Source organism: Paraburkholderia sp. BR14312, from assembly GCF_040948675.1.
Lineage (GTDB): Bacteria > Pseudomonadota > Gammaproteobacteria > Burkholderiales > Burkholderiaceae > Paraburkholderia > Paraburkholderia nodosa_A.
In genome coordinates, this window is sequence record NZ_JBFPKI010000015.1 from 245,448 (window position 1) to 267,378 (window position 21,931).

Genomic DNA, 21,931 nt, shown 5'->3' on the forward strand with positions numbered 1-21,931 from the left:
ATTCATTTCGCTTTGCCAAATGCGTCCGCGATTTGCCGCGCGCGCTTGACCTCGTCGCTGTGCAGATAGATCGAGGTCGTCGAAACGGAAGCATGCCGCAGGTTGTCGCGCACCGTGGTGAGTTCGGCGCCGCGCCCGAGCGCGTGGGTGGCGTGCGTGTGGCGCATCCAGTGCGGACTCGCGCGGCGCAGCTTTTCCGCGAGCGGCGCATGATCGGCCTCGATGGCTTTGGCGGCCAGCAGGAAGAAGCGCCGCAGCACCCCCCACAAACGCACGCTGCTGATCGCGGCGTCGCTGTCGGCCTCGAGACTGCCGATGACCGGCGTCGCCGGATTCCAGCGCACGGACACGACCGGCAGGTCACGTTCGGCCAGATAGTGCGCGAGCGCCTCCCACGCGAGCGGCGGCAAGGCGACGCGCGCAAGCTTGTTTCCCTTGCCCGTCACGCGCAGCCAGTGATCGCCGCGTGCATCTGTTTCGACGTGGCCGAGCGTGGCTCCAACCAGTTCGCTCGCGCGCAGGCCGGTCGCGTAGCCGAAATCGAGCAGGAAGCGCAGCCGCTGAGCCGCCGGCGCTGACCAGCCGTACGACCATTCGAGGCCGTCTGCGATCGTGCGCACGAGCGCCCATTCCCCTTCGCTGAATGCGTGCGATGTATCGAGTGCTTGCGCGCCGCTCGCGCCGCGCACTTTCACGCCGGAAAACGGATTGGCGAGCACGTAGCGCTGCTCGATGAGCCAGCGGAACAGCGCGCCGAGGATCGATAGCGCATGCGCGACCGAGCGCGCCGAGAGGCTGCCGTTGAACGGCCGCCAGTCCGGCGACGTGCGTGCCCGCACGGGGCCGACCCAGCGTCCGCGCGGAGAGGGATGGCGCAGGAACGCGCGGTAGGCGATGGCGTCTTCGGTCGAGAGCGACGAGAGCGCGCGGCCCCGCTCGACGATCGCCCAGAGGATCAGCCGTTCGGCTTCCTTCCGGTAGGTACGCTGCGTGGCGGGCGACTCGTGCAGCGCGAGCCAGGTCTGAATCGCTTCATAGTCGTTCGACGCATCCAGCGTGCAGGTCGCGCGGGGTGCACGGAAAGTGCCTTCGGAGCCGTCGACTTCGTGCGGCAGTTTGAGTGACTCCCACGGTGCGATGTCGCCGCGCTGGCTCGCCACGATGAGCGCGCGCGCCTTTTCCGTGAGTGCTGGCCAGGCCGCAAAGAACGCCTCGATCGCGCGGGCGCTCGCCACACCGAGTCCCGGCACGGCCTTCCACCACTGGCGGCGGCGCGGGATACGCACAGTGAGGTCGGCTAGCGTAGTGATGCCGTGCGCGTACAGCACCCGCACGGCGCGCGGCGTGAACCACTGCGCGATGTCGTCAGCAATCTGGGGTTCGGGCGGGCGGGCGTTGCGCAGGCTGTCGATTGCCTGCGCGACAGCCTTGGCGTGCCGCTCGCGTTCCTCCACGGGATGTTCGAACAGCGCCACCAGATCGCCGCGATGCGCCGCGCGCGCGAGGGCGACGAGCCTGCGCCGGATGCGTCCGAGCACGCCACGCGCCGATTTCCCGTCGCCGAGCGCCGAGGGGAGATAACGCTCGACGGCGGGCCGCACAGCGAGGCCTGCATACCACGCACGCAGCATGGCGAGTTCGTCGGCGTCGGGGAATCCGGGTGGCTCGGTGGAAGCGGGTGCGGCAAGGGGTGTGTGACGCGTTTTCATCTGACGAAGTTTAGCGTAGAAATAAGCCTCTAGTGATAAGAAGGATTATCTTTCTAGTTGGATATACACTCCGTCTGACCATCTTCACGTTTCTTTCACGCTGGCCAGGCCGGCATAAGCGCGGCGACGGCGTTGCCGGCACGCCGTTCACGGCGGGCGATATCCAGGCGGCGGCATTGTCCGAATCGCAGCGCAATGCGCTGACTCCCGATCGGATCATCGAAATGATGAAAGCCGGCGACGAGCGGTTTCGTACCGGCAAAATGAAAAAGCAGGACTTCCTCGCGCAGAAGGGAGCGAGCGCCAGCGGCCAGTATCCTGCAATCGCCCTCAGTTGTATCGACTCGCGCGCGCCGGCCGAGATCATTCTGGATATGGGAATTGCTGTCGCGCGATCGAATATTCAAGGTGCGATAGCCGCTATCCGCCGCGGGAGTCCGATCCTCTCCGATCTGGAAAACAAAGGAAACGCGAAGATGGTGGGCTCACTACGGCCGTAACCATCGCAAGCCAATCGGTACAGCGAGAACCTTCCTGTAAAGCGCGATCAACGCGCCGGTCGCCGCCACGCCCGCGAGGCGCCAGAACGGGCTGCCGATCATGCAGGCCAGCCACGCGACGATCGCCGCGCCGATCATGTCGAATGGCCAGTGCACGCCGACGAAGATGCGAGCCCAGGCAACAGCGATATCGACGAACAAGGCAAGCAAGCCGATTCCCCGCTTCCCGCCGTACAGGAAGGTGAACGAGACTGCGCAAAGCAGCGTCACATGGTCGCTAGGAAACGAAGAATCGGGCGCATGGGCGAGAAACGTATGGCCCGTTGCGCTGGCGAAAGGGCGGGGGTGATACCACGCCAGACCGATCAACTGGTTGATGCCGAGAGCCAGCAAGCCGGCAAAGCAGGCGCGCACCGCCAACGCGCGGCGTTCGTCCGAGCCTGTCAGCCATAGCGCCACCAGCATGGCCGGGACCACCAGGATCGCATAGTCCGCGATCAGCGTGCCCGCGGTAATGAGCCAATGCGGCGTCGCGGGTGTGGCATTGAGTGCGATAAAAAACGTTCGGTTCAGTGTTTCGACTGCGTCCATGGGGGCCCTCTGTTTTCACGCCCGTTCTTGCGTTAACACTTGAAGGGGGTTCCGGTTGTCAAAGGCGATTCTACGCATCGGCCCCTTAACAAAACCTTAACAGGGGCGACCGCGTTCCACGGTCCGGCCGCCGTGGACGGCATGACATGGCCAGTTTTGTCAGTATGTCGGCCGGTTTGATCAGTCTGTCAGGCGCCGGTTGGCGCTAGGATTGCCACGGCGTGCCTTGGGTACTTCCTGAACAGGTCGGGACCAGAGGTAGAAACAGGCTGCGTCGGCGCTTCACAGGCGGCAGACAGATAACTGAGGAATCCATATGAATAGGGAAGTCGTGGTGGTGGGCGGTGCGCGGACCGCGATCGGCAAATTCGGCGGCAGCCTGAAAGATGTGCCGCCAACCGAACTCGGTTCAATCGTCGTGCGCGAACTGCTCGCACGAAGCCGCGTCGAGGCAAAGGACGTGGGGCATGTGGTGTTCGGCAACGTGATCGCAACCGAGCCGCGGGACTTCTACCTGTCTCGCGTCGCCGCGATCAATGCCGGCATTCCCGAATCGACGCCTGCGTTCAACGTCAACCGGCTGTGTGGTTCCGGCCTGCAGGCGATCGTTTCCGCCGCGCAAACCATTATGCTCGGCGATGCTGACGTGGCGATCGGCGCTGGCGCCGAGAACATGAGCCGCGCGCCGTATATCACGACCGAGGCGCGCTTCGGCGCACGTATGGGCGACGCACGCCTCATCGACATGATGCTGGGCGCGCTCAATGATCCTTTTCACACCGTGCCGATGGGCGTGACCGCCGAGAATGTCGCGGGCCGTTACGGCATCACGCGCGAGCAACAGGACAATCTTGCGCTCGAGTCGCATCGCCGCGCAGCGCGAGCGATCGCCGAGGGCCGCTTCGCCAGCCAGATCGTGCCGGTCAAGCGCACGGTGAAAGGGCGCGAGACCGTCTTCGACACCGACGAACATTTGCGCCACGACGCCACGATCGACGACTTCGCGAAGCTCAAGCCCGTATTCGCGAAGGAGAACGGTACGGTCACGGCGGGCAACGCCTCCGGCATCAACGACGCAGGCGCAGCCATGCTGCTGATGTCGCGCGAAGCGGCCGAGGCGCGCGGCCTCGCGCCGATGGCAAAACTCGTGGCATATGCACATGCGGGCGTCGATCCGCTTTACATGGGCATCGGGCCGGTGCCGGCTACGCGTCTTGCGTTGCAGCGCGCGGGGCTGTCCGTCGCGGACCTCGATGTGATCGAATCGAACGAGGCCTTTGCCGCCCAGGCATGCGCGGTCACGCAGGAGCTGGGTCTGGACCCGGAAAAGGTGAACCCCAATGGCTCGGGTATTTCGCTCGGCCATCCCATTGGCGCGACCGGCGCACTGATCGCCGTGAAGGCGCTGCACGAACTCAAGCGCATTGGTGGCCGTTACGCGCTCGTCACGATGTGCATTGGCGGCGGGCAGGGCATTGCCGCCATTTTCGAAAACGTCCAGTGAGTTGAGTGCACCTTCGGGCGCGCCAAATAAAGCCATGCAAATCGAAACATTGGGAATCGTGGGCGCCGGGACGATGGGTTCCGGCATCGCGCAGGTCGCCGCGCTCGCTGGCGTGCGCGTGATTGTGGTCGACGTCAGCGAAGCCGCGCTCGACAAAGGTCTTACCGCGCTGAAGGGAAGCCTCGATCGGCTCATCGCGAAAGACAAGCTGGACGCGGCGGCGAGCGAGGCCGCGCTTGCCCGCATCGAGACGTGCACCGATTATCAGCGCCTCGGTGCTGCTGGGCTGATTATCGAAGCCGCCACCGAAAACCTCGATCTGAAGCTGCGCATCTTGAAGCAGATTGAAGCGGTCGCGCGTCCCGACGCCATTCTCGCTTCCAATACGTCTTCAATCTCGATCACCACGCTTGGCGCCGCGCTTGCCGACCCGTCGCGCCTCGTCGGCATGCACTTCTTCAATCCGGTGCCGTTGATGCCGCTCGTCGAAATCATCCGGGGCCTCGAAACCGGTAGCGCCGCAGCGGAGGCGGTCCACGAGTTGACGGTGCGGCTCGGCAAGTCGCCGATCAGCGTGCGCAATTCGCCGGGCTTCGTGGTCAACCGCATTCTCGTGCCGATGATCAACGAGGCTTTCTTCCTGCTCGCCGAAGGCGTCGCGCCAGCCGAGGATATCGATACCGGCATGCGTCTCGGAGCGAATCAGCCGATCGGGCCGCTGGCGCTTGCTGATCTCGTTGGACTCGATGTGGTGCTTTCGGTCATGGACGTTTTTTACCATGACTTCGGCGATTCGAAGTACCGCGCGTGCCCGCTGCTTCGTGAACTGGTGGCCGCAGGACGTCTGGGTCGGAAGACTGGGCGCGGGGTCTATCGTTACGGCTAGAAAGATTGGGCGGAGGTCCGCGGGCGGTAAGCCCGCGGTCGTTGAAGGTGATCGGTGAGATGGGATGGGATGCAACGAGTTTTGTCGTTTGCGAACATTATAATGTTCCGGCCAGATACAGATGTCCGATCTCCGGCTCAAAAGAAATGTCCGGTTTTAGAGAGATTTGCTTCTGTCTTTCCCGGGTTCGATCTCCACTCAGTGTTGAAGGATAGCGTCTGAAGCAGCAGGGCGCTTACGTCCATTCAGCGGGCCCTGGCAGGCCGCCGGCCAGGTTTTGACTCTGGTTTTGAGGGCTGCACCAGCTTCACGATCACCGCTTCCATGTCCCCTGCGTGAACTCGCGTGGCTTCTTCGTTCCCGGCACGCGTTCGGCCCGGCGCACCTCGATGCCGCGATTCGGGGTGCCCTCAAGAAACGTACTTTTTCGTACGTTAAGACGCCCCGGTCGATTTCCTGACGCGCAGCGTTCGGAATCGCCCCTTGGCGACGCGCTTATTGGCATGCCATACATAGTCGCCGGTCGGGTCGATGTGCTTCCAGCCGAGCGGGGCGACGTGCGAGATCAGGCTTTCGTCGATTTCGCGCTGCTGCCGTAGGGCTGGGCCAGGAACGGATCGTCGCCCGCGTCTTTCGCTGCGATCAATGCTGCGCCGACCTTCGCGTAGAGACGCACCTTGTCATTGACCGCTTTGCCCTCGGCCGCCAAACGCTTCTCGTACTTGTGCTTGGCTTTGGTGAAGAACGAGCCGATCAGTCGATCGTGGAGGTTCAGAATTTCATCCGTCAGTGTCGCGGTCGTGTCGAGCAGGATCGCAATCAAGGTGGCGTGACGCCGGTCGGTTTCATATTCCTCAATCTGATAGACGGCGGTCTGTCCGCCTTCACGCGCCAGACGCAGTAGCCGGTCTGATGGACGTTGCGGCCGATGTCCGGCGGCAAGTCGAGTGCGCGGATCGCCTGCAAACGATCGATATGGGCCAGAACGGCCTTTGCGCGCGGCTCCCCCGGTGATTGCCGCAGCCAGGCCAGCTTGCTGATGGGCCGACCAGTCCACGGCAGCAGAAGCTGATCGGGTTCTGTCGCAATAAGGAAGATGGCCGGCGAGAGTGCTGAAATACAGAGGATTGCTTATGCAGAGAGAATAGAATTGCTGCGCGGGAGTGAGTGCCTTACGGCCGTCGTTCATCTGACCCCGTCGGGCTCGCAGCAGAAAATCGACGGTGTTGCCTGCCTTATCGACAGCCCGGTACAGATACTGGCACTCACCCCTGATTCGAATGTAGGTCTCGTCCATCCTCCAGCTCTTGCCGACCGCCCGTTTGCACCGTCGAAACGCCTTCTCCAGGACCGGCAAGAGTTTGAGCGCCCAACGATGAATCGTCGAGTGATCGATCACAATCCCGCGCTCGGCCATCATCTGCTCGAGATGACGCAGGCTCAGCGGATATGCCACGTACCACCGAACGCAGAGTAACGTCACGTCCAGCGGATAATGCAACTGTTTGAGAACTTTTGCTACCGCGGGACTCAGCTCCCGGTTCATCGATCACGCCACGCATTCAGGGCCCGTCGGCATAGCAGATCTCCTTATTGCGACTGATCCAGATAGATTGCCAAGAAGCTATGCGGATGGAGATCGTTCAGCAAGTCGCGAGTCTTCAGTGAAACGCCGCGGACCATCAAAGGTTGGCGACGTACCAGCGCTTCCATTCGTTCTTCAACAAGAGCGGACATAATGAAATGGCCAGCCCGATCCCACCGACAGTTCTACGATAGCTAGTTCGTTGGCGTGCGTTCGATGCCTGGCAATCCGTACGATTGGTACATGCTGGCTGAAGCACTGGAGAAGGCGGCAATCCTGTGCGACGCCACGCCAGAAGTCGCCTTCGTCGACCGCGGCTACAAGGTTGTCGCCATCGACGGCGTGAAGATCTACCACCGGGTATCACACGCGGACTACGCGCAATGATCAGACGGCGCAGCGCGATCGAGCCAGCTATCGGCCACATGAAGACCGATGGGAAGCTCGACCGGAACCGGCTAAAGGGGGCGCTCGGCGATGCGATGCACGCCGTGCTGTGCGGCGCAGGTCACAACCTGCGCATGATCAGGAACCTGCGGCTTCTTTGTGCCTTAATTCTCGCTGCCTTGTTCAACTGTTTCATTGCCGCCGACTTCCCCGCGTGACGCCGACAGCACGAGAAACGAATTGTTCAGGGACAACTATTGAGTCAATGACTGATGCAAAAATTATAGATGCTTGATATTCTTTTGATGCGTCAAAGCTAAATTCCGCATGGTCGGCAATCTAAAAGTAGTAAAGCATCGAAAATGGGCTATGAGAAAAGGGGGAAATCATCGGTGGACGAAGCCGAGAGGGCAAACAATTGCCACCGAGTTTCTATTGGCCTGAAAAGCTACCCGGCAGTGGCTTACGAGCGAAAGCGCGAGCGACATGCGTGATGCATGTCTACGAATCCGGTCGCACCGAATACGGCCGTCCGCGTCCTCCATATCTTGCAGTCTGGGTTTTCCTGTGACATGAAGAACCGCCTGGAACAAAGAATAAAGAAATGCCTACGCTGAAAACCGCATGATCTGCAGCGCACCGCAGCGTAATTGCTTTTCCTTCCTACAGGAGCCTTTATGCATCGACGCTTGATTGCTGCACTGCTTCTCGCCTGTGCCGGCACGGCGGCCCACGCGAAAGACAACATGGGATACGACTTCGACCGTGGCTATCCCACGCCGCAAACGTCGGAGCGCACGCGTGCCGACGAAGTGCTGCAAACGGCCGTCGTCACCTATCGCTTCTGGTATCCAACGGTATCGGTGGAAGGCATATTTAACGGCACTCGTACGGCTGGCATTCAGGATGGCAAGGAGTGGGGGATCGCGGCCGCGGGCCCAAGGCAAGTGGGCTTCACACTGAACTCGGATACCCCGTACGGCTCAGCGGTGCTGGACTTGTCACAGGGGCCGATCGAGATCGACTTGCCGCCTGGGCCGTACATTGGTCTTGTCAACGACCACAACCAGGGCTGGGTCAAGGACCTCGGCCTTCCTGGTCCTGACGCGGGCAAAGGCGGCAAGCACCTGATCCTGCCGCCGGGATGGAAGGGCACGGTACCCGACGGTTACTACGTTGCCCGTTCTCCGACGCTGAAGAATCTACTTGCTGTTCGCGCATTGCCGGTCGGCGGAGATATTCCGAAGGCAATGGATGCGCTGCGCGCCGTCAAGATCCGGCGCTGGTCCGAAGGCGGCGCCAGCAGCCCGGCGCTCGAGGCCGTGGACACCACGAAACGCGCGATGGACAGTTCGTCGCTTCGCTGGGAAGACAATATTCAGTTTTGGGAAGTCCTCGACAAGATCATTCAGGAAGAGCCGCAGAATCCTGCCTTCCTGCCCATGTATGGACTGCTCGCCCAACTCGGCATCGAGAAGGGTAAGCCATTCAATCCCGACGACAAGCTGAAGGCCGTGCTTGTAAATGCCGCGGGCAAGGGACGCAGCCAGATGCTGGTATCCGCATTCGACAGCGACCGCCCTGACCGGAAAGCCTGGCCCGACCGGCAGTGGGAGTGGGTGGGGCTCGTGCCGGGCAGTGCCCAGTTCGAAACGCCTGGCGGGATCGACCTCGACGCTCGCGATCGTTGGTTTGCCCAGGCCATTGTTACCTCGCCCGCCATGTTCCGGCGCGACCCAGGGGCGGGCTCGCTCTACTGGCTTGGCGCTCGCGACGCTCAAGGCGCGTATCTCGATGGTGGCAAGAACTACACGCTGGTAATTCCGCAGCCTGTGCCGGACAAGCTCTTCTGGTCCGTAACCGCTTACGACGCCGCTACGCGCTCGCAGGTTCAGACCGACCAGGACAATGCCGCATTGCGCTCGCTGTTCGAGCTGAAGGACGTGGATCAGAGCAAGCCAGTGACACTGTATTTCGGCCCGGCCGCGCCGAAGGGGCACGAGGACCACTGGATCAAGACTGTGCCAGGAAGAGGCTGGTTCGCCTATATCCGGATCTATGGTCCGGAGGCCGCCGCGTTCGACAAGAGCTGGAAGCCCGGCGACTTCGTGCCAGCGAAATGAACAAGCCGGGCGACGGGGTTCTACCGTCGTGACTGATATCTCTCGTGGCAGCGCTTAGCGCGTCGCCAGGTAGTTTGTCGTAACTGGAGATCCAATGCTTCCTGCAATGACACGTTCGTTTTCCCTGTCCATCATCGCGGCCACGCTTGCCGCATGCACGAGCGCAGCACCGCCGGCAAGCTACACGATGACGACTCCGATCCCTGAGCAGATCATCACGCAAGCCACGGTCGACACGCGTATCGGCAAGCTCGAGTACTTCGACGGCGTACCCACGTCGAAAACCGCCGAGAAGGTGTACGACAACCTCGTGTTCATGCGTGGCGTCGAAGCGTTCCTGAACGGCATACCAGGCGCGTCGATGGTGGCAATCCGCCAGGCGTTGCGCGACGCGGGCGCGACCGGCAGTACTATCGGCGTATTCGCGTCGTTGATGGATTCGAAATCGATCTTTCTGACACCGAACTCGGAGACTGTCTACTTCTGGAACTGGATGGACCTGAAACACGGCCCGATGGTGGTCGAAACACCGCCCAACATCCTCGGCGTGGTCGATGATTTCTGGTTCCGCTACGTCACCGACATGGGCAACGCAGGCCCGGACAAGGGGCAAGGCGGCAAGTATCTGTTCGTGCCGCCGGACTATACGGGCAAGCTGCCGTCGAGCGGCTACTACATCGTGAAGTCGCCGACCTTCGGCAACCTGCTGTTCGGGCGCGCGTTCATGAGGAACGGCGACCCGAAACCAGGCGCGGCGAGCCTGAAGGCAGGGTTGCGTGTTTATCCGCTCGCGCAGGCCGCGAATCCGCCCGCCACGCGGTTCATCGACCTGTCGGGCAAGACCATGAACACGGTCCATGCGAACAACATCGAGTTCTACGATGAGATCAACCAGATCGTTCAGGAAGAGCCGGCCGGTGCCTATGGACCCGACATGACGGGACTGTTTGCCTCGATCGGCATGGTGAAGGGCAAGCCGTTTGCGCCCGACGCACACACGAAGGCCATCCTGACCGATGCCGTTGCAGTGGGCAATGCCACCGCCCGCACGATTGACTTCGCGAACCGCAATCCTGCCGCACTGATTTATCCAGACGGGCACTGGACAACGCCGTTCATCGGCGGCAGTTACGAATGGCTGAACCAGGGCGCGCGCAATTTTGACGCACGCACGATGTTTTTCTACGCCGCAACCATCGACACCCCCGCGATGGCGGTGGCCATGCCCGGCATCGGCTCGCAATACGCGGCGGCGAACGTCGACGCGGCCGGCAAGCCGTTCGACGGCGCGAAGCACTACGTGCTGCGCGTGCCGCCCAATGTGCCCGTGAAGGACTTCTGGTCGGTGGTGATCTACGACACGCAGACGCGCTCGATGCTGCAGACCGACCAGCGGTTTCCGAGCCTGTCGAGCGAAAAGCAGAGTCTGCAAAAGAACGCCGACGGTTCCGTCGATCTGTTTTTTGGTCCGAGTGCGCCGGTGGGCCACGAATCGAACTGGGTGCAGACGATTCCTGGCAAGTCGTGGTTCACGATCTTCCGCCTGTACGGGCCGCTGCAGCCGTGGTTCGACCGTAGCTGGCGCTTGCCCGACATTGCGCAGGCAAACACCTAGCCGCGGGAAGCCATTACACGATCACGTTGGATTCGAACAGGGCAACAACGATCAAAGTGCGTAGAACATCGACAAGCCTACTGGCCGCACTGACGTGCTTCGGCGCGCTGGGCGCTTCGTTTCATGCCGGCGCGACTGAAGGCGGTATCGGCCGCCCGATCACCGGCATGCAGATCGCACCCTATGCCGGTATCGTTCCGCCTACCTCGGACTGGATCGTCTCGCTCAACACGATCTACTACGAGGGCTCAGTGAGCGCGAGCAAAACGCTGCCGATCGCGGGGAAGGTGACGGCGGGGCTCGACTATACGGTCTCATACACGCTGATCAACGCGGTGAAAACATGGGGCATCACCGCGGGCGGCTGGAACTTCGCGACGTCGTTCGGCGTGCCCGTGCAATATACGGACGTTTCCTCGTTCCATGGTCTTTTGCCGAACGACCACGGTACGCAGTTTGCCGACGTGTTCTTTTCGCCTGTGGTGGCCGGCTACCACCTGACGAAACTCGATCACGTTGCGCTGAGCGTTCAAATCTACGCGCCCACGGGTGCCTACGACCCTGACCGCCTCGCCAATGCCGGCCAGAACACCTGGACGTTCACGCCGACCATCGCATACACGCACCTCTTCCCGGCGGCAAACATCGAGTTCTCGCTCAACTACGGACTGGAGTTCTATACGCGGAACGGTGCCACGCAATATCACAACGCACCGGTCAGCGTGCTGGATGTCCTGGCACTCAAGCGTTTTGCGGGCGGCTGGGGTGTCGGCATCATCGGCGGTTACATCCAGCAGGTGGGCAACGATACGGGCGGAATCGCACAACTGACTGGCGGCGCGCAGGGGCACGCAGTGGGCATCGGGCCGATGGTGACGTGGACTGGCAAGATCGACAGGACGCCGGTTGCCGCGACGCTGCGTTGGGTAAACGAGTTCAACGTGAGCAATCGCCCGAAGGGCAATGCTGTCCAATTGACTGTCAACGCGACTTTTCAGTGAGACCGCCGGTGGCGGCGTAGGTAACATGCCGTCCGGTTTTGAGTGCAGATGTGCAGCCGAACGGTCTGGTGCGTAGACGCGAATCGCCGTCCGTTCTCGAAGGAGCAACGGCCGATCGTGGGTATTTTCACACTGTAGAGAGCCGCGACAGAAGACACGTGCCGTGCGGTGCCCGTCCAGGCTATGCTGTTTCGCGGCGCAGGGCTTGCCTGCGCCGACCGATTAGCCTGTCGCGTCCGCCATGAACCTATGCCAACTCGAACATGTGGTCGCCCTCGCGGAAGAGGGCAGTTTCGCCCGCGCCGCACAGCGCGTGCACCTAAGCCAACCCGCTCTCAGCCGTAGCATCCAGTCCATCGAGGAAGAGCTCGGCATGGCGCTCTTCGACCGCACCACCCGGGACGTGCAGATCACGTCCGCGGGCGAAACCGTGGTGCGCCGAGCGAAGAAAGTGCTGTTCGAGGCGCGCTGTCTGGTGCGCGACGTGGACTTGCTGCGCGACCACAGTATCGGCTCGGTGAGCTTCGAGGCAGGCCCGTATCCGGCGGCCATGCTGCTGCCCGCGGTGCTCGACAACCTCGCGCAGCAGCATCCGCAGATGCGTATCGACGCGCGCATCGACAACTGGAAAAATTCGCTCGAATCGCTCTACAGCGAGGAACTCGATTTTCTGATCGTGGATATTCGCGGCGCGCCGACCGTCAGCGAGGTCAATGTAATCCCGCTGCCCAGGCATCGCGCGGGCTGGTACGTACGTGAAGGCCACCCGCTCGCGCGCCTGGCCACTGTGGAGACCCACCAGCTGCAGGCATTTCCGGTTATCTCCGTGCCGCTGCCCGACGCAATGCGCGATGGGCTGCGCAAATGGCTGCGCTATGCGCCTGGCAACGAACTGGACTTCCATCTCGTCTGCAACGATGTGAATGTGCTGCAGGAGTACGCGCGCAAGACCGACGCACTGTTGTTGCTCACCACGCATGCGTTCCCGAATGCGTCGCGCATGGCGGACCTCGTGCCGCTCTCGCTGCCCTCGCGCAAGCCGCTCTGGCTCCAGTTCTGCATCATCCATCTGGCCGGACGCACGCTTTCGCCCGCAGCGGAACAGGCCATTCGCGTTGTTCAGGAGGTTGCGGCAGCGCACTACCCGCACGACAATTAATGCACTGACCGCATCGATACAATGCAAATTATGCAGTTGTATTATTTGTCTCTTCGTCGTTCAATCTCTCAAAACGGCAACTTTTGGCGACCGCTTCACGCCGGCGCGCAAAGGAATAGCCGCAAATGGAGACACAATGACATCAGAGACACGTTACAGGCGTCAGCGATGGGTAATCGTCGTCGGCCTGTTTTTCTTCCTCGCCATCAACTTTGCGGATAAGGCCCTGATCGGTCTCGCCGCCGAACCGATCATGCGCGAGCTCGGGCTCACGCACACACAGTTCGGACGCATCGCGGCGAGCTTCTTCACGTTCTTCTCGATTTCCGCGTTGCTCGTCGGTCTGCTCGCTAACCGCGTGAAGGCCCGCTGGCTGCTGCTGGCGATGGCGCTCACGTGGTCGCTTTCGCAGGTGCCGCTGCTCGTATTCGCAACGCCGCTTACGCTGATTGTCTCGCGTGTGCTTCTGGGTGCGAGCGAGGGACCCGCGTATCCAGTGGCCGTGCATGCGCTCTACAAGTGGTTTCTCGACCACGAGCGCACGGTTCCATCGGCAGTACTTACGATCGGCGCATCCTTCGGCGCCGGCCTCATTGCGCCGGTTATCACTGCCGTGATCGTCCATTTCGGCTGGCACGCTGCGTTCGCCATGCTGGCCGTGGTTGGCGTGGTCTGGAGCATAGCCTGGTTGTGGATCGGCAAGGAGGGGGCACTCGATTCACACGCCGCGCAGGGGGGGCGGCCCGCGAACCCTGCCGATTCCCTGCGCGTGCATTCACCGGTGCCTGAGTTGCCGCAACGCATTCCGCTCGCCGCGTTGCTGCTCGCGCGAACCTGTATTGGCAGCGATCTCAGCGGCTTCGCCGCCTATGTGATCCTCACAATGTCGACGATCTGGCTGCCGAGCTATCTTGTGCGCGTGGCAGGTTATTCGCTCACGCAGGTCGGCTGGATCGTTGTGCTGCCCGCATTCGGCCAGATGGTGGCTTCGCCGCTGCTCAGCTGGTGGTCGCAGCGCCTGATGGCGCGCGGCGTGTCGAGCCGCCATGCGCGCGGCACGCTGGGCGCGGCGGCCGTGGTGGTATCTGGCGTGGCGCTCGCCCTCATGCCGCTGCTCCCGGCCGGGCTACTGCTCGTGTTCGCGGTGACGATCGCGTTCTCGCTCGCTTCGTTCACGTTCGTAACGGGCGTGACTCTCGCCGGCGAGATCGTGCCGCCGGCGCAGCGCGGCGGAGTGCTGGGCATCAACATCTGCATCACGACGCTCGCCGGACTCATCACGCCCGCCGTGATGGGCCAGGTGATCGACCATGCCGCTGTCCAGCTCGACGGGTATCGCACCGGCATGATGCTGGCCGGCGTGTTCTCGGTTGTGGCCGGCATTATCGCGGCCATCCTGATCGATCCGGCCTCCGACCGCCGCCGCTTCGCGGCGCGTGCGCTCGTAGCGCAGGATGCTTGTCTTGTCCCTCCGCTCGCACGGGGCGAGCAGTGAGCTGCCCGATCATCGCATAGAAAGGAATGCTAACGTCCATGCGGAATATCGATCTCACGCCACTGCTGCGTCCTGCCTCGATTGCCATAATCGGCGCTTCCGCCGATGCCGCCAAAGTCGGCGGCATGCCGCTGCGACTGCTGCGCGAACATGGCTATGCGGGCCGCATCTATGCGATCAACGGAAAGGCTGCCCAGGTACAGGGAATGACTGCCCATGCCACGCTCGACGCTGTGCCCGAGCCCGTCGATCTCGCGATCGTGGCCGTGCCCGCGCACGCCACACCCGACGTGATCGCGCAGCTCGTGCGCAATCGGGCGCGCTCCGCCGTGCTGTTCACGGCGGGCTTTGCGGAGATGGGCGAGGCCGGGCGCGCGGTGCAGCGCAATCTCGCGAGCATGGCCGCGCAGGGCGGTGTCACGCTGCTCGGCCCCAATTGCCTCGGCTTGATGAACCGGCGCGAACGCGTCTACGCGACGTTCTCGCCCGTGGCACTAGCCGGTGCGCCGCCCGTGGGCGACGTGGCGCTGGTGAGCCAGAGCGGCGCGTTCGGCGCTTATGCGTTCGCGCTCGCCCGCGAAGCAGGGCTCGGCTTGAGCCACTGGATCACGACCGGCAACGAAGCCGGCGTGCAGGTCGCGGACGCCATTGCCTGGCTCGCCAACGATCCTGATACGACGGTCATCCTCGCGTATCTGGAGGGCTGCACGGACGGCCCCAGGCTGCGCCAGGCGCTTGCCACCGCGCGCGCCGCCGGCAAGCCCGTGGTCATCACCAAGGTGGGCACCACGGCTACAGGCGCAAGGGCCGCGCAGTCGCACACAGCGAGTCTCACGGGCGAGGATGCCGTGTATCAGGCCGTGTTCGATGAATACGGGGTGTTTCGCGCCGATACGCTCGACGGCTTCTTTCGCCTCGGCTATGCGCTTTCGAAAGGGCGCCGGCCGCAGTCGGCCGCCACGGCCATCGTTACCGTTTCGGGCGGCGTTGGCATCATGATGGCCGACCGCGCCGAAGCGCTCGGACTCGAACTGCCGCCGCTGCCCGAAGCATGCAGCGCACGCCTGCGCGAGCGCATTGCGTTTGCCTCCACGGCCAACCCTGTCGACGTGACGGGCCAGATCGTCGCGCAGGCCGACGTGCTGGCCGACACGCTCGTCGACGCCGTCACTTGCGGCGCCTATGGCAGCGTGGTGGCATTCGTCGCCGGCGGCGGCAATGCGCCGGCCGCGTGGGCCGCGATCGAGCAGGCCGTCGAGCGTGTCGCAACCAGCGGCGCAAACGTGCCACTCGTGCTGTCGGGTCTCGTCGACGATGTCAAGCGGCATTGGCTCGAAGCGCGTGGCGTGCTCGTCTTCCGCGAGCCGGTGCACGCAATGGAATCGGTAGCGGCGCTGTTGCGTGCGCGCGAGGCGAATGCCTCGCTCGATGCAACAACGATTGATGGGGAGAGCGCACGCGTGGTCTTTCCCGCGAGCGTGCCGCCCGATGCCGCCGCTCTCGACGAAGCCGAAGCGATGGCACTGCTTGTCCGAGCTGGCGTGCCTGTCGCGCGGCATCGCGTGGCGCGCTGCGCGAGCGGGGCTGTCGACGCGGCACAGGAAGTGGGCTTTCCGGTCGCGCTCAAGCTGCGCTCGCGCCACGTGCTGCACAAGAGCGATATTGGCGGCGTGCGGCTCGACCTGCGCGATGCAGCGGCCGTGCGCCAGGGCTTCGACGCCATCGCAAGCGCTGCCGCGCAGGCAGACTTGCCGGGCGGATTCGAAGGCGTGGTGGTCGCACGAATGGTAAAGGGGTGGGGCGAGATGATCGTGGGCGTGAAGCGCGATCCGGTGTTCGGCCCTGTCGCGATGACGGGCCTTGGCGGCACCGGCGTCGAGTTGTGCCGCAAGGTGGCCTTCGGCCTCGCGCCGCTTACTCGCGAACGGGCGCTGGCCATGCTCGAAGCGAGCGGCGTGGCCGCGCTCTTTCGCGGACACCGTGGCAACCCGGTCCTCTCGCTCGACGAAGCCGCCGCCACGCTGATGGCGCTGACCCGCGTGGGCGCGGCGATCGGCGACCGGCTGGAAACGCTCGAAATCAATCCGTTCATCGTGACGCCGCAAGGGCTCATCGCCGCCGACGCCGTTATTACGCTCGAACGCGACGCATAGTAACGTCGCTTCCGCATTCAGCTTGTCGCAATCCGTTACAGTGAGTATTACTATGTACAACCAAACAATGTCGGTCGTAGAACCAGAGGCAAACCAGCTGCGTGAGGACCCGATTGTCACCCTGGTCCGCATGTGCGCCGGTGCGCTGGCCATTGCGCGTTATCCCGTCGTGGAAGTCGTGCGCACCTGTGCGCTGCATACGCTGCCGCACTCCACGAGCCCGCTGCGCCGGCCCTTCAATACGATTCATGCGAGCACGCACCGCTGGACGCACGAAGACCGCGATATCGTCACGCCGGCCAACGACTTTCTCTACCTGAACGCCTGGATCGACCTTTCCGGCGGGCCGGTGGTGCTCGACATTCCCGCAGTCGACGACGACCGCTACTACGTGGTCGAACTGCTCGACGCCTTCACGAACAACTTCGTGAACCTCAGCCCGCGCAACGCCGGCACGCGTGGCGGCCGCTTCGTACTGCACACGCCGGAGCAACACCCAACGAGCGACGGTAAGCCCGTGGCATGCCCCACGAAGCTCGTGTGGATGCTTGGCCGAGTGCTCGTGAAAGGCGACGACGATCTCGCGCAGGCGCAGCAGGCCGCCAGCGCCTTCCGTCTCGACGGCACGCGCGGTGCGGGCCCGGTTTGCGTGGGGCAATGGCACGACAGCGGCGACGCCGCGCTCGACTTCTTCCAGAACGTCTTTCAGTCATTCGCGGACCTGCCGCCGTGTAGTGACGAAGCCGCGCTCGTGAGCGCGCTCGACCGCGTGGGCATTCGCGCGCCGGGCGAGCGCGGCATGGCTGCGCTGCCCGAGTCCGTGCAGCAGGGCCTGCGCGAGGCTTACGCCGACGCGCAGCGTCTCATTGTCGCCTTCACGGCAAGCCGCACCCGGCGTAGCTGGACCTACAACCTCGGCCTTGGCCGCTACGGCCACGGGCATCTGCTGCGCGCATGCATCGCCATGAAGGGACTGGGCGCGCTCGCGGCCGACGAAGCTGTCTACGCCACAGCCGACTTCGACGAAGCGGGTGAGCACCTCGACGGTGGCCGCCGCTACGAGCTTTATTTCCCGCCTGGCCAGTTGCCGCCGGTGGATGCGCTCTGGTCGCTTTCGCTCTATGGAGCGGACCGTTATTTCGCCGACAACCCCGTCCGCCGCTACGCCATTGGCGACCGCACGCACGGCCTGCAATACGACGAGCACGGGGGCCTGCGCATCGAGATCCAGCATGAGGCGCCGGCCTCGCAAACGAACTGGCTGCCTGCGCCAGCCGGCAGCTTCTATCTGATTCTGCGCTTCTACCATCCGCAGGCGTCGTTCCTCGAAGGACGCTATGTGATTCCGCCGGTGCGCGCCGTCGCCGCCTGAACCGCGCCGCGCCCCCACTCGTCACGCAGCGCGACCCTCAACCCGATCCAACCGTACAATCCATGACGTCTTCCATCGAATCGCCTGAAACGCCGGCCAATTCGGCCATCGGCACCGAGAACGCCGACTACGACCTCGCCGTCGAAGCCGTGCAGTTCGCGTTGCCGCTCTACGAAATGGCGCGCATGCGCTCGGCCACCTGTCCGCGAGTCGACCATGCTGGGCGTTACGCGGGTGATTCGCCCGAAACGCTCAAGCGCTGGGCCAACGAATGGTTCCATACGCGCGTGCTGCTCGGCCCGCAACACCGTCGCGTGGTCACGCCCAACAACGACACGCTCTATTCGAGCGCATGGTTCGACCTGAGCGACGGCCCGCTCGTGATCCGGGTGCCTGCCATGAACACGCGGTACTACGTGCTCGGCCTGCTCGACCTCTACACGAACCCGTTCGGCTATATCGGCACCCGCACCACTGGCAACGAGGCCGGCGCATTCTTCCTGCACGGGCCCGAGTGGCACGGCGAGGTACCCGCGGGCATGCGCGCAATGGCTTGTCCGACCGATACGGTATGGCTCATCGGCCGCATTCTCGTGGACGGGGAAGCCGATCTCGCAGCGGGCGTACACCTGCAGGACCAGTTGACGGTCGAGCCCGCGCCGGGCAGCGCGGCACAGATCCCCAAGCTGATCGACGCCGGCGTTCAGCCCACCGAAATGCTCGGCAACGCGGAGCGCTTCGCGCAAGTCGTCAACCGGCTGCTGGCCGACCACCCGCCGCCGCGCGAGGCGCAAGCGGTCGTGGCGCGCTTTGCTGCATGCGGCATTGGCGCGCCATGCATGGACAACGTGCTCGACCCGGCGCAGCGCGACGCGCTGGAACGCGCGCTCGCTCACGTTACGCACGAACTTGCCGGCGAGCCGCCGCTCGCGCTGGGCGGAGGGTGGGCGCTGCCAGTCGATGTGCGCGCAACCTTCGGCGAAAACTACCGCGAGCGTGCCCAGGTTGCGCTCTGCTATATCGGCGCGCTCGGTATCGAGGAAGCGATGTACATCACCGCCGATACCGACGCAGATGGCGCTACGCTCGACGGCAACGCCTCCTATGTCCTGCACTTCGCACCGAACAACCTGCCGGCCGTCGACGCGTTCTGGTCACTCACCGCCTACGAAAAGGCGACGTATATGCTGGCCGAAAACGTCATCGGCCGTTACTCGCTCGGCGACCGCACGCAAGGCCTGGAGTACGACGCCGACGGCGGTCTGCGTATCGCCATTTCGGCGAACATGCCATCAGACCCGACGCTGCGACGCAACTGGCTGCCAGCACCGAACGACCGCTTCTATCTCGCGCTGCGACTGTATGTGCCGCGCGAGACCCACCTCGCGCGCACCTTCGTCTATCCGCCGATCGCGCGCCAGGCCGCCTGAGTGCAAGGGCCCGGAGTATGCGCTCCGGAAGCCGCAACCCGCATTGATATTCGATTTCACGATGCCCGCCGGTGCCGATCCGGCGGCTCATTTCCGCGATTAATAATCAGGATAACGATATAAAATAGAGGCGCATCGAGTGAAAAACCGGCATCTCGCATTGAGCGCGCTCGCACTGGCCTGGACGGCGACTCAGGCGCAAAGCAGCGTCACGCTGTACGGGCTGATCGACGTCGGTCTCACCTATGCGAGCAACACGCAAACGGCGGTGCACGCAAGCGTGCCATGAGCGACGGCAGCGCGAACGGCGTGGCGGGCAGCCGCTGGGGCGTGCGTGTGAGCGAAGATCTGGGCGACGGCCTCAAGGCGCTCTCCGTGCTGGAAAACGGATTCCGGGTCAACAACGGCATTCTGGGGCAGGGTGGCGCGATGTTCGGGCGCCAGGCATTCGTGGGCCTAACGAGTGCGAACGCAGGCAGCCTCACCTTCGGCCGCCAGTACGACACCTATACGGGTTTCGCGCAACCACTCACGGCCACGGGCCAATGGGCGGGCTACATCAACGCGCGCGATCCGAATGTCTCGCTCTACGGCAGCACGCCGAACAAGGGCCTCGCCACGGTCAACAACCTCGGATCGTTCGGCTCGGCTACCACGCCGCAGTCGTAACCGGTCGATGCGGCTATGTGTCGGCGAGCACCATGCAAATCGCGGGCGCGGCCATTCAATACGCGCTTCAGCCCTTCGGCCGCGGACAAGCAGATTGCACTACGCCTCGGCTTGCAGAAGCGCTTCTAGCGCGTTGCGACGACGTCTCCTTCGCCCGTCGTGAGGTACAGGTTGGGGGGCGCGGCTGAATATGACTGCGGTGAGCAGAGTAAACGGGAAAAAGCGTGGGAACGGTGCCTGACGGCAGCGGTTCCCGCGTCGCACAACGGTCCTCACATTGCAACCTAGAAGCGGTGCGTCATGCCGAGCGCGGCCATGTACTGTTTGGCGCCCGGTTCGGTCACGCTAACGCCGGGCCAACTCGTGGTCGCGCTGCCGTTGTTCTTGAAGTAGCCCGCGCGCACGTAGAAGCTCGTTCGCTTGGAGATCCAGTGATCGGCGCCAATCTGGAAGCCCGGCGTGTTGTCGTGCGCGCCGCGTACGTTTCGATAGAGCGCGGCGAGCTGGATTTCGTCGACGGAGGTGGCCTGAATCGTCGCGCCGACTTCAGCGATGCTCACCGAATGCGCCGTGCCGACCACGGCGGCAAGCGTGTGTGGCGCCGGATCGTTCGCACGCTGATACGAGTAGTTCGCCTGAAGATTGACGGGCCCGATACGGTAAGCAAGTGCGGCAATGAAATGCTCCGTGCCGAGTAGCGCGAGCGGGCCGGGGAGTGCCGCAATCGTTTCCGTACCCGGATGTTGGTACATGTATGCCAATCCGGCGTAAAGGCCTGCGCCGGTGTAGTTGACTCCGACATTCAGCGCGTTGCCCGTGGTTGCCGGAACGGGCTGCGTGACCGTGGCGGCAAAGGCGTACATCGCATAGCCCTGCACGCCGTAAAGCCGGGGCGTTTGATAGAGGATCGAGTTGCTCAGGCGGCCGCTGTCGTACTGCGTGGAGAGCGTGTTGCGGTCTGGGGTGAGTACGAAGGCGGCGAACGGCGAGAGCGCCTCGTCGACCTTGAACGGATCGGTCGGGTAAACAACGCGGAAGCTCGCGTCATACTGCCGCCCGAATGTGAGCGTGCCATAGCGCTCGTCCTTGAGCCCTACCCACGACTGACGATAGAACAATGTGCTCGTATCCGCGAAAAGGCCGCCGTTGTTGATGTTGAAGCCTGACTCGACGGTGAACTGGGCCGTCAGACCGCCGCCAAGGTCTTCTACGCCCTTGAGGCCGAATAGCGAGCCGGTGGAGCCGCCGCTCTTCATGGCGAACGTATGGGTGCCGCCGTTGCCGAGATACTGCAGATAGGTATCGGCGACGCCGTACAACGTGACGCTCGAATCGGCTGCCGCTGCGCCACCGGCGGAAAGCGCCAGTGCAATGCCGCACACTCCATGCACGCGAAAGCGCATGTATGTCTCCTCTAGTTATGTGAACGACGCTCAAAAATAGAATGAGCGTGCTAATTAGAGCGGCGCCGAAATTGGATGTCTATTGCATTGTTCTCATCGCACTATTGCGTGAAATGCATGAGTGCTGCTTCGTGAATGGGCTCGGGGTTTGGGGCTGACGACATGAAGAAGTCCAAGAATTCCGCCGCACCCCCGAACCGGACATTTCAAAAAAGCCGTAACATCAAATGTCAAAGCCATTTTCAGATGTCGGGGTCCCGGCTAAATACAGATGTCGGGGTTGAGGTTGGTTCTGGGTGTGGTTGTTTCGCAGTCCTTTATATCTATCTGGAGGGGGTTTTTAGCACCG

At 63.2% G+C, this 21,931-nt stretch carries 18 protein-coding genes and 1 pseudogene; 15 read left to right on the forward strand and 4 right to left on the reverse strand.

The genetic code is table 11. The features are described from left to right. Nucleotides 1–2: 2 nt before the first annotated feature. Complete coding sequence (locus AB3X98_RS35175) at nucleotides 3–1,709, reverse strand: phage integrase family protein (protein WP_368606495.1); 1,707 nt, start codon at nucleotides 1,707–1,709, stop codon at nucleotides 3–5. 32 nt (nucleotides 1,710–1,741) lie between these two features. On the opposite strand from AB3X98_RS35175, the gene AB3X98_RS35180 reads away from it, so the two are divergent. Next, a complete protein-coding gene (locus AB3X98_RS35180) occupies nucleotides 1,742–2,209 on the forward strand; it encodes a hypothetical protein (protein WP_368606494.1) in 468 nt (155 codons plus the stop codon). Here AB3X98_RS35180 and AB3X98_RS35185 read toward each other — a convergent pair. Then, on the reverse strand, nucleotides 2,198–2,800 hold the full coding sequence (locus AB3X98_RS35185) for a phosphatase PAP2 family protein (protein ID WP_368606493.1): 603 nt from the start codon (nucleotides 2,798–2,800) through the stop codon (nucleotides 2,198–2,200). The genes AB3X98_RS35180 and AB3X98_RS35185 overlap by 12 nt on opposite strands. 316 nt (nucleotides 2,801–3,116) lie before the next feature. On the opposite strand from AB3X98_RS35185, the gene bktB reads away from it, so the two are divergent. Next, complete coding sequence (bktB, locus tag AB3X98_RS35190) at nucleotides 3,117–4,304, forward strand: beta-ketothiolase BktB (protein ID WP_368606492.1); 1,188 nt, start codon at nucleotides 3,117–3,119, stop codon at nucleotides 4,302–4,304. A 34-nt stretch (nucleotides 4,305–4,338) separates the two neighbouring features. Then, the gene (locus tag AB3X98_RS35195; protein ID WP_368606491.1) at nucleotides 4,339–5,190 is read left to right on the forward strand and encodes a 3-hydroxybutyryl-CoA dehydrogenase; all 852 of its coding nucleotides are present in this window, start codon (nucleotides 4,339–4,341) and stop codon (nucleotides 5,188–5,190) included. 1,195 nt (nucleotides 5,191–6,385) lie between these two features. On the opposite strand, the pseudogene AB3X98_RS35200 reads toward AB3X98_RS35195, so the two are convergent. Continuing rightward, nucleotides 6,386–6,736, reverse strand: a pseudogene (locus AB3X98_RS35200) (IS6 family transposase); the annotation flags it as partial. 317 nt (nucleotides 6,737–7,053) lie between these two features. Here AB3X98_RS35200 and AB3X98_RS35205 point away from each other — a divergent pair. From AB3X98_RS35205 to AB3X98_RS35255, 11 genes are all read left to right on the forward strand, one after another. Then, nucleotides 7,054–7,380, forward strand: coding sequence for a transposase (locus AB3X98_RS35205; RefSeq protein WP_342946134.1), 327 nt, complete (start codon nucleotides 7,054–7,056; stop codon nucleotides 7,378–7,380). 459 nt (nucleotides 7,381–7,839) lie between these two features. Next, on the forward strand, nucleotides 7,840–9,285 hold the full coding sequence (locus AB3X98_RS35210) for a DUF1254 domain-containing protein (RefSeq protein ID WP_342946135.1): 1,446 nt from the start codon (nucleotides 7,840–7,842) through the stop codon (nucleotides 9,283–9,285). Nucleotides 9,286–9,472: 187 nt separating this feature from the next. After that, complete coding sequence (locus AB3X98_RS35215; RefSeq protein ID WP_368610383.1) at nucleotides 9,473–10,900, forward strand: DUF1254 domain-containing protein; 1,428 nt, start codon at nucleotides 9,473–9,475, stop codon at nucleotides 10,898–10,900. A 56-nt stretch (nucleotides 10,901–10,956) separates the two neighbouring features. Further along, entirely contained in the window at nucleotides 10,957–11,901 is a 945-nt protein-coding gene (locus tag AB3X98_RS35220; RefSeq protein WP_368606489.1) for a transporter, read from the forward strand. 241 nt (nucleotides 11,902–12,142) lie between these two features. Continuing rightward, nucleotides 12,143–13,060 carry a LysR family transcriptional regulator gene (locus AB3X98_RS35225; RefSeq protein ID WP_368606488.1) on the forward strand — a complete coding sequence of 306 codons (918 nt, stop codon included), beginning with the start codon at nucleotides 12,143–12,145 and terminating at the stop codon, nucleotides 13,058–13,060. 136 nt (nucleotides 13,061–13,196) lie between these two features. Beyond that, complete coding sequence (locus AB3X98_RS35230) at nucleotides 13,197–14,555, forward strand: MFS transporter (protein WP_368606487.1); 1,359 nt, start codon at nucleotides 13,197–13,199, stop codon at nucleotides 14,553–14,555. A 38-nt stretch (nucleotides 14,556–14,593) separates the two neighbouring features. Beyond that, nucleotides 14,594–16,708: an acetate--CoA ligase family protein gene (locus AB3X98_RS35235; RefSeq protein WP_368606486.1), complete on the forward strand. Its 2,115-nt coding sequence runs from the start codon at nucleotides 14,594–14,596 to the stop codon at nucleotides 16,706–16,708. Between the two features lie 67 nt (nucleotides 16,709–16,775). Next, a complete protein-coding gene (locus AB3X98_RS35240; RefSeq protein ID WP_368610384.1) occupies nucleotides 16,776–18,080 on the forward strand; it encodes a DUF1254 domain-containing protein in 1,305 nt (434 codons plus the stop codon). A gap of 62 nt (nucleotides 18,081–18,142) precedes the next feature. Beyond that, nucleotides 18,143–19,510 carry a DUF1254 domain-containing protein gene (locus AB3X98_RS35245; protein WP_368606484.1) on the forward strand — a complete coding sequence of 456 codons (1,368 nt, stop codon included), beginning with the start codon at nucleotides 18,143–18,145 and terminating at the stop codon, nucleotides 19,508–19,510. 139 nt (nucleotides 19,511–19,649) lie between these two features. Continuing rightward, a complete protein-coding gene (locus tag AB3X98_RS35250; RefSeq protein ID WP_368610385.1) occupies nucleotides 19,650–19,799 on the forward strand; it encodes a hypothetical protein in 150 nt (49 codons plus the stop codon). Further along, nucleotides 19,796–20,179 (forward strand): porin, encoded by a 384-nt coding sequence (locus tag AB3X98_RS35255; RefSeq protein ID WP_368610386.1) that lies wholly within the window; start codon nucleotides 19,796–19,798, stop codon nucleotides 20,177–20,179. The genes AB3X98_RS35250 and AB3X98_RS35255 overlap by 4 nt, the downstream gene beginning before the upstream one ends. Before the next feature lie 284 nt (nucleotides 20,180–20,463). Here the strand turns inward: AB3X98_RS35255 and AB3X98_RS35260 are convergent, their stop codons facing one another. Next, nucleotides 20,464–21,582, reverse strand: coding sequence for a porin (locus tag AB3X98_RS35260; RefSeq protein ID WP_342946143.1), 1,119 nt, complete (start codon nucleotides 21,580–21,582; stop codon nucleotides 20,464–20,466). A 162-nt stretch (nucleotides 21,583–21,744) separates the two neighbouring features. Between AB3X98_RS35260 and AB3X98_RS35265 the strand changes: the two genes are divergently transcribed. Further along, the coding region (locus AB3X98_RS35265; RefSeq protein WP_368606483.1) for a hypothetical protein at nucleotides 21,745–21,931 on the forward strand (187 nt) is incomplete at its 3' end.

What these genes read in the sequence shown, in the direction of transcription:
- AB3X98_RS35175 (WP_368606495.1), bottom strand. Translation starts at nt 1,709, where the DNA reads ATGAAAACGCGTCACACACCCCTTGCCGCACCCGCTTCCACCGAGCCA.
- AB3X98_RS35185 (WP_368606493.1), bottom strand. Translation starts at nt 2,800, where the DNA reads ATGGACGCAGTCGAAACACTGAACCGAACGTTTTTTATCGCACTCAAT.
- bktB (WP_368606492.1), top strand. Translation starts at nt 3,117, where the DNA reads ATGAATAGGGAAGTCGTGGTGGTGGGCGGTGCGCGGACCGCGATCGGC.
- AB3X98_RS35195 (WP_368606491.1), top strand. Translation starts at nt 4,339, where the DNA reads ATGCAAATCGAAACATTGGGAATCGTGGGCGCCGGGACGATGGGTTCC.
- AB3X98_RS35210 (WP_342946135.1), top strand. Translation starts at nt 7,840, where the DNA reads ATGCATCGACGCTTGATTGCTGCACTGCTTCTCGCCTGTGCCGGCACG.
- AB3X98_RS35215 (WP_368610383.1), top strand. Translation starts at nt 9,473, where the DNA reads ATGACGACTCCGATCCCTGAGCAGATCATCACGCAAGCCACGGTCGAC.
- AB3X98_RS35225 (WP_368606488.1), top strand. Translation starts at nt 12,143, where the DNA reads ATGAACCTATGCCAACTCGAACATGTGGTCGCCCTCGCGGAAGAGGGC.
- AB3X98_RS35230 (WP_368606487.1), top strand. Translation starts at nt 13,197, where the DNA reads ATGACATCAGAGACACGTTACAGGCGTCAGCGATGGGTAATCGTCGTC.
- AB3X98_RS35235 (WP_368606486.1), top strand. Translation starts at nt 14,594, where the DNA reads ATGCGGAATATCGATCTCACGCCACTGCTGCGTCCTGCCTCGATTGCC.
- AB3X98_RS35240 (WP_368610384.1), top strand. Translation starts at nt 16,776, where the DNA reads ATGTCGGTCGTAGAACCAGAGGCAAACCAGCTGCGTGAGGACCCGATT.
- AB3X98_RS35245 (WP_368606484.1), top strand. Translation starts at nt 18,143, where the DNA reads ATGACGTCTTCCATCGAATCGCCTGAAACGCCGGCCAATTCGGCCATC.
- AB3X98_RS35255 (WP_368610386.1), top strand. Translation starts at nt 19,796, where the DNA reads ATGAGCGACGGCAGCGCGAACGGCGTGGCGGGCAGCCGCTGGGGCGTG.
- AB3X98_RS35260 (WP_342946143.1), bottom strand. Translation starts at nt 21,582, where the DNA reads ATGCGCTTTCGCGTGCATGGAGTGTGCGGCATTGCACTGGCGCTTTCC.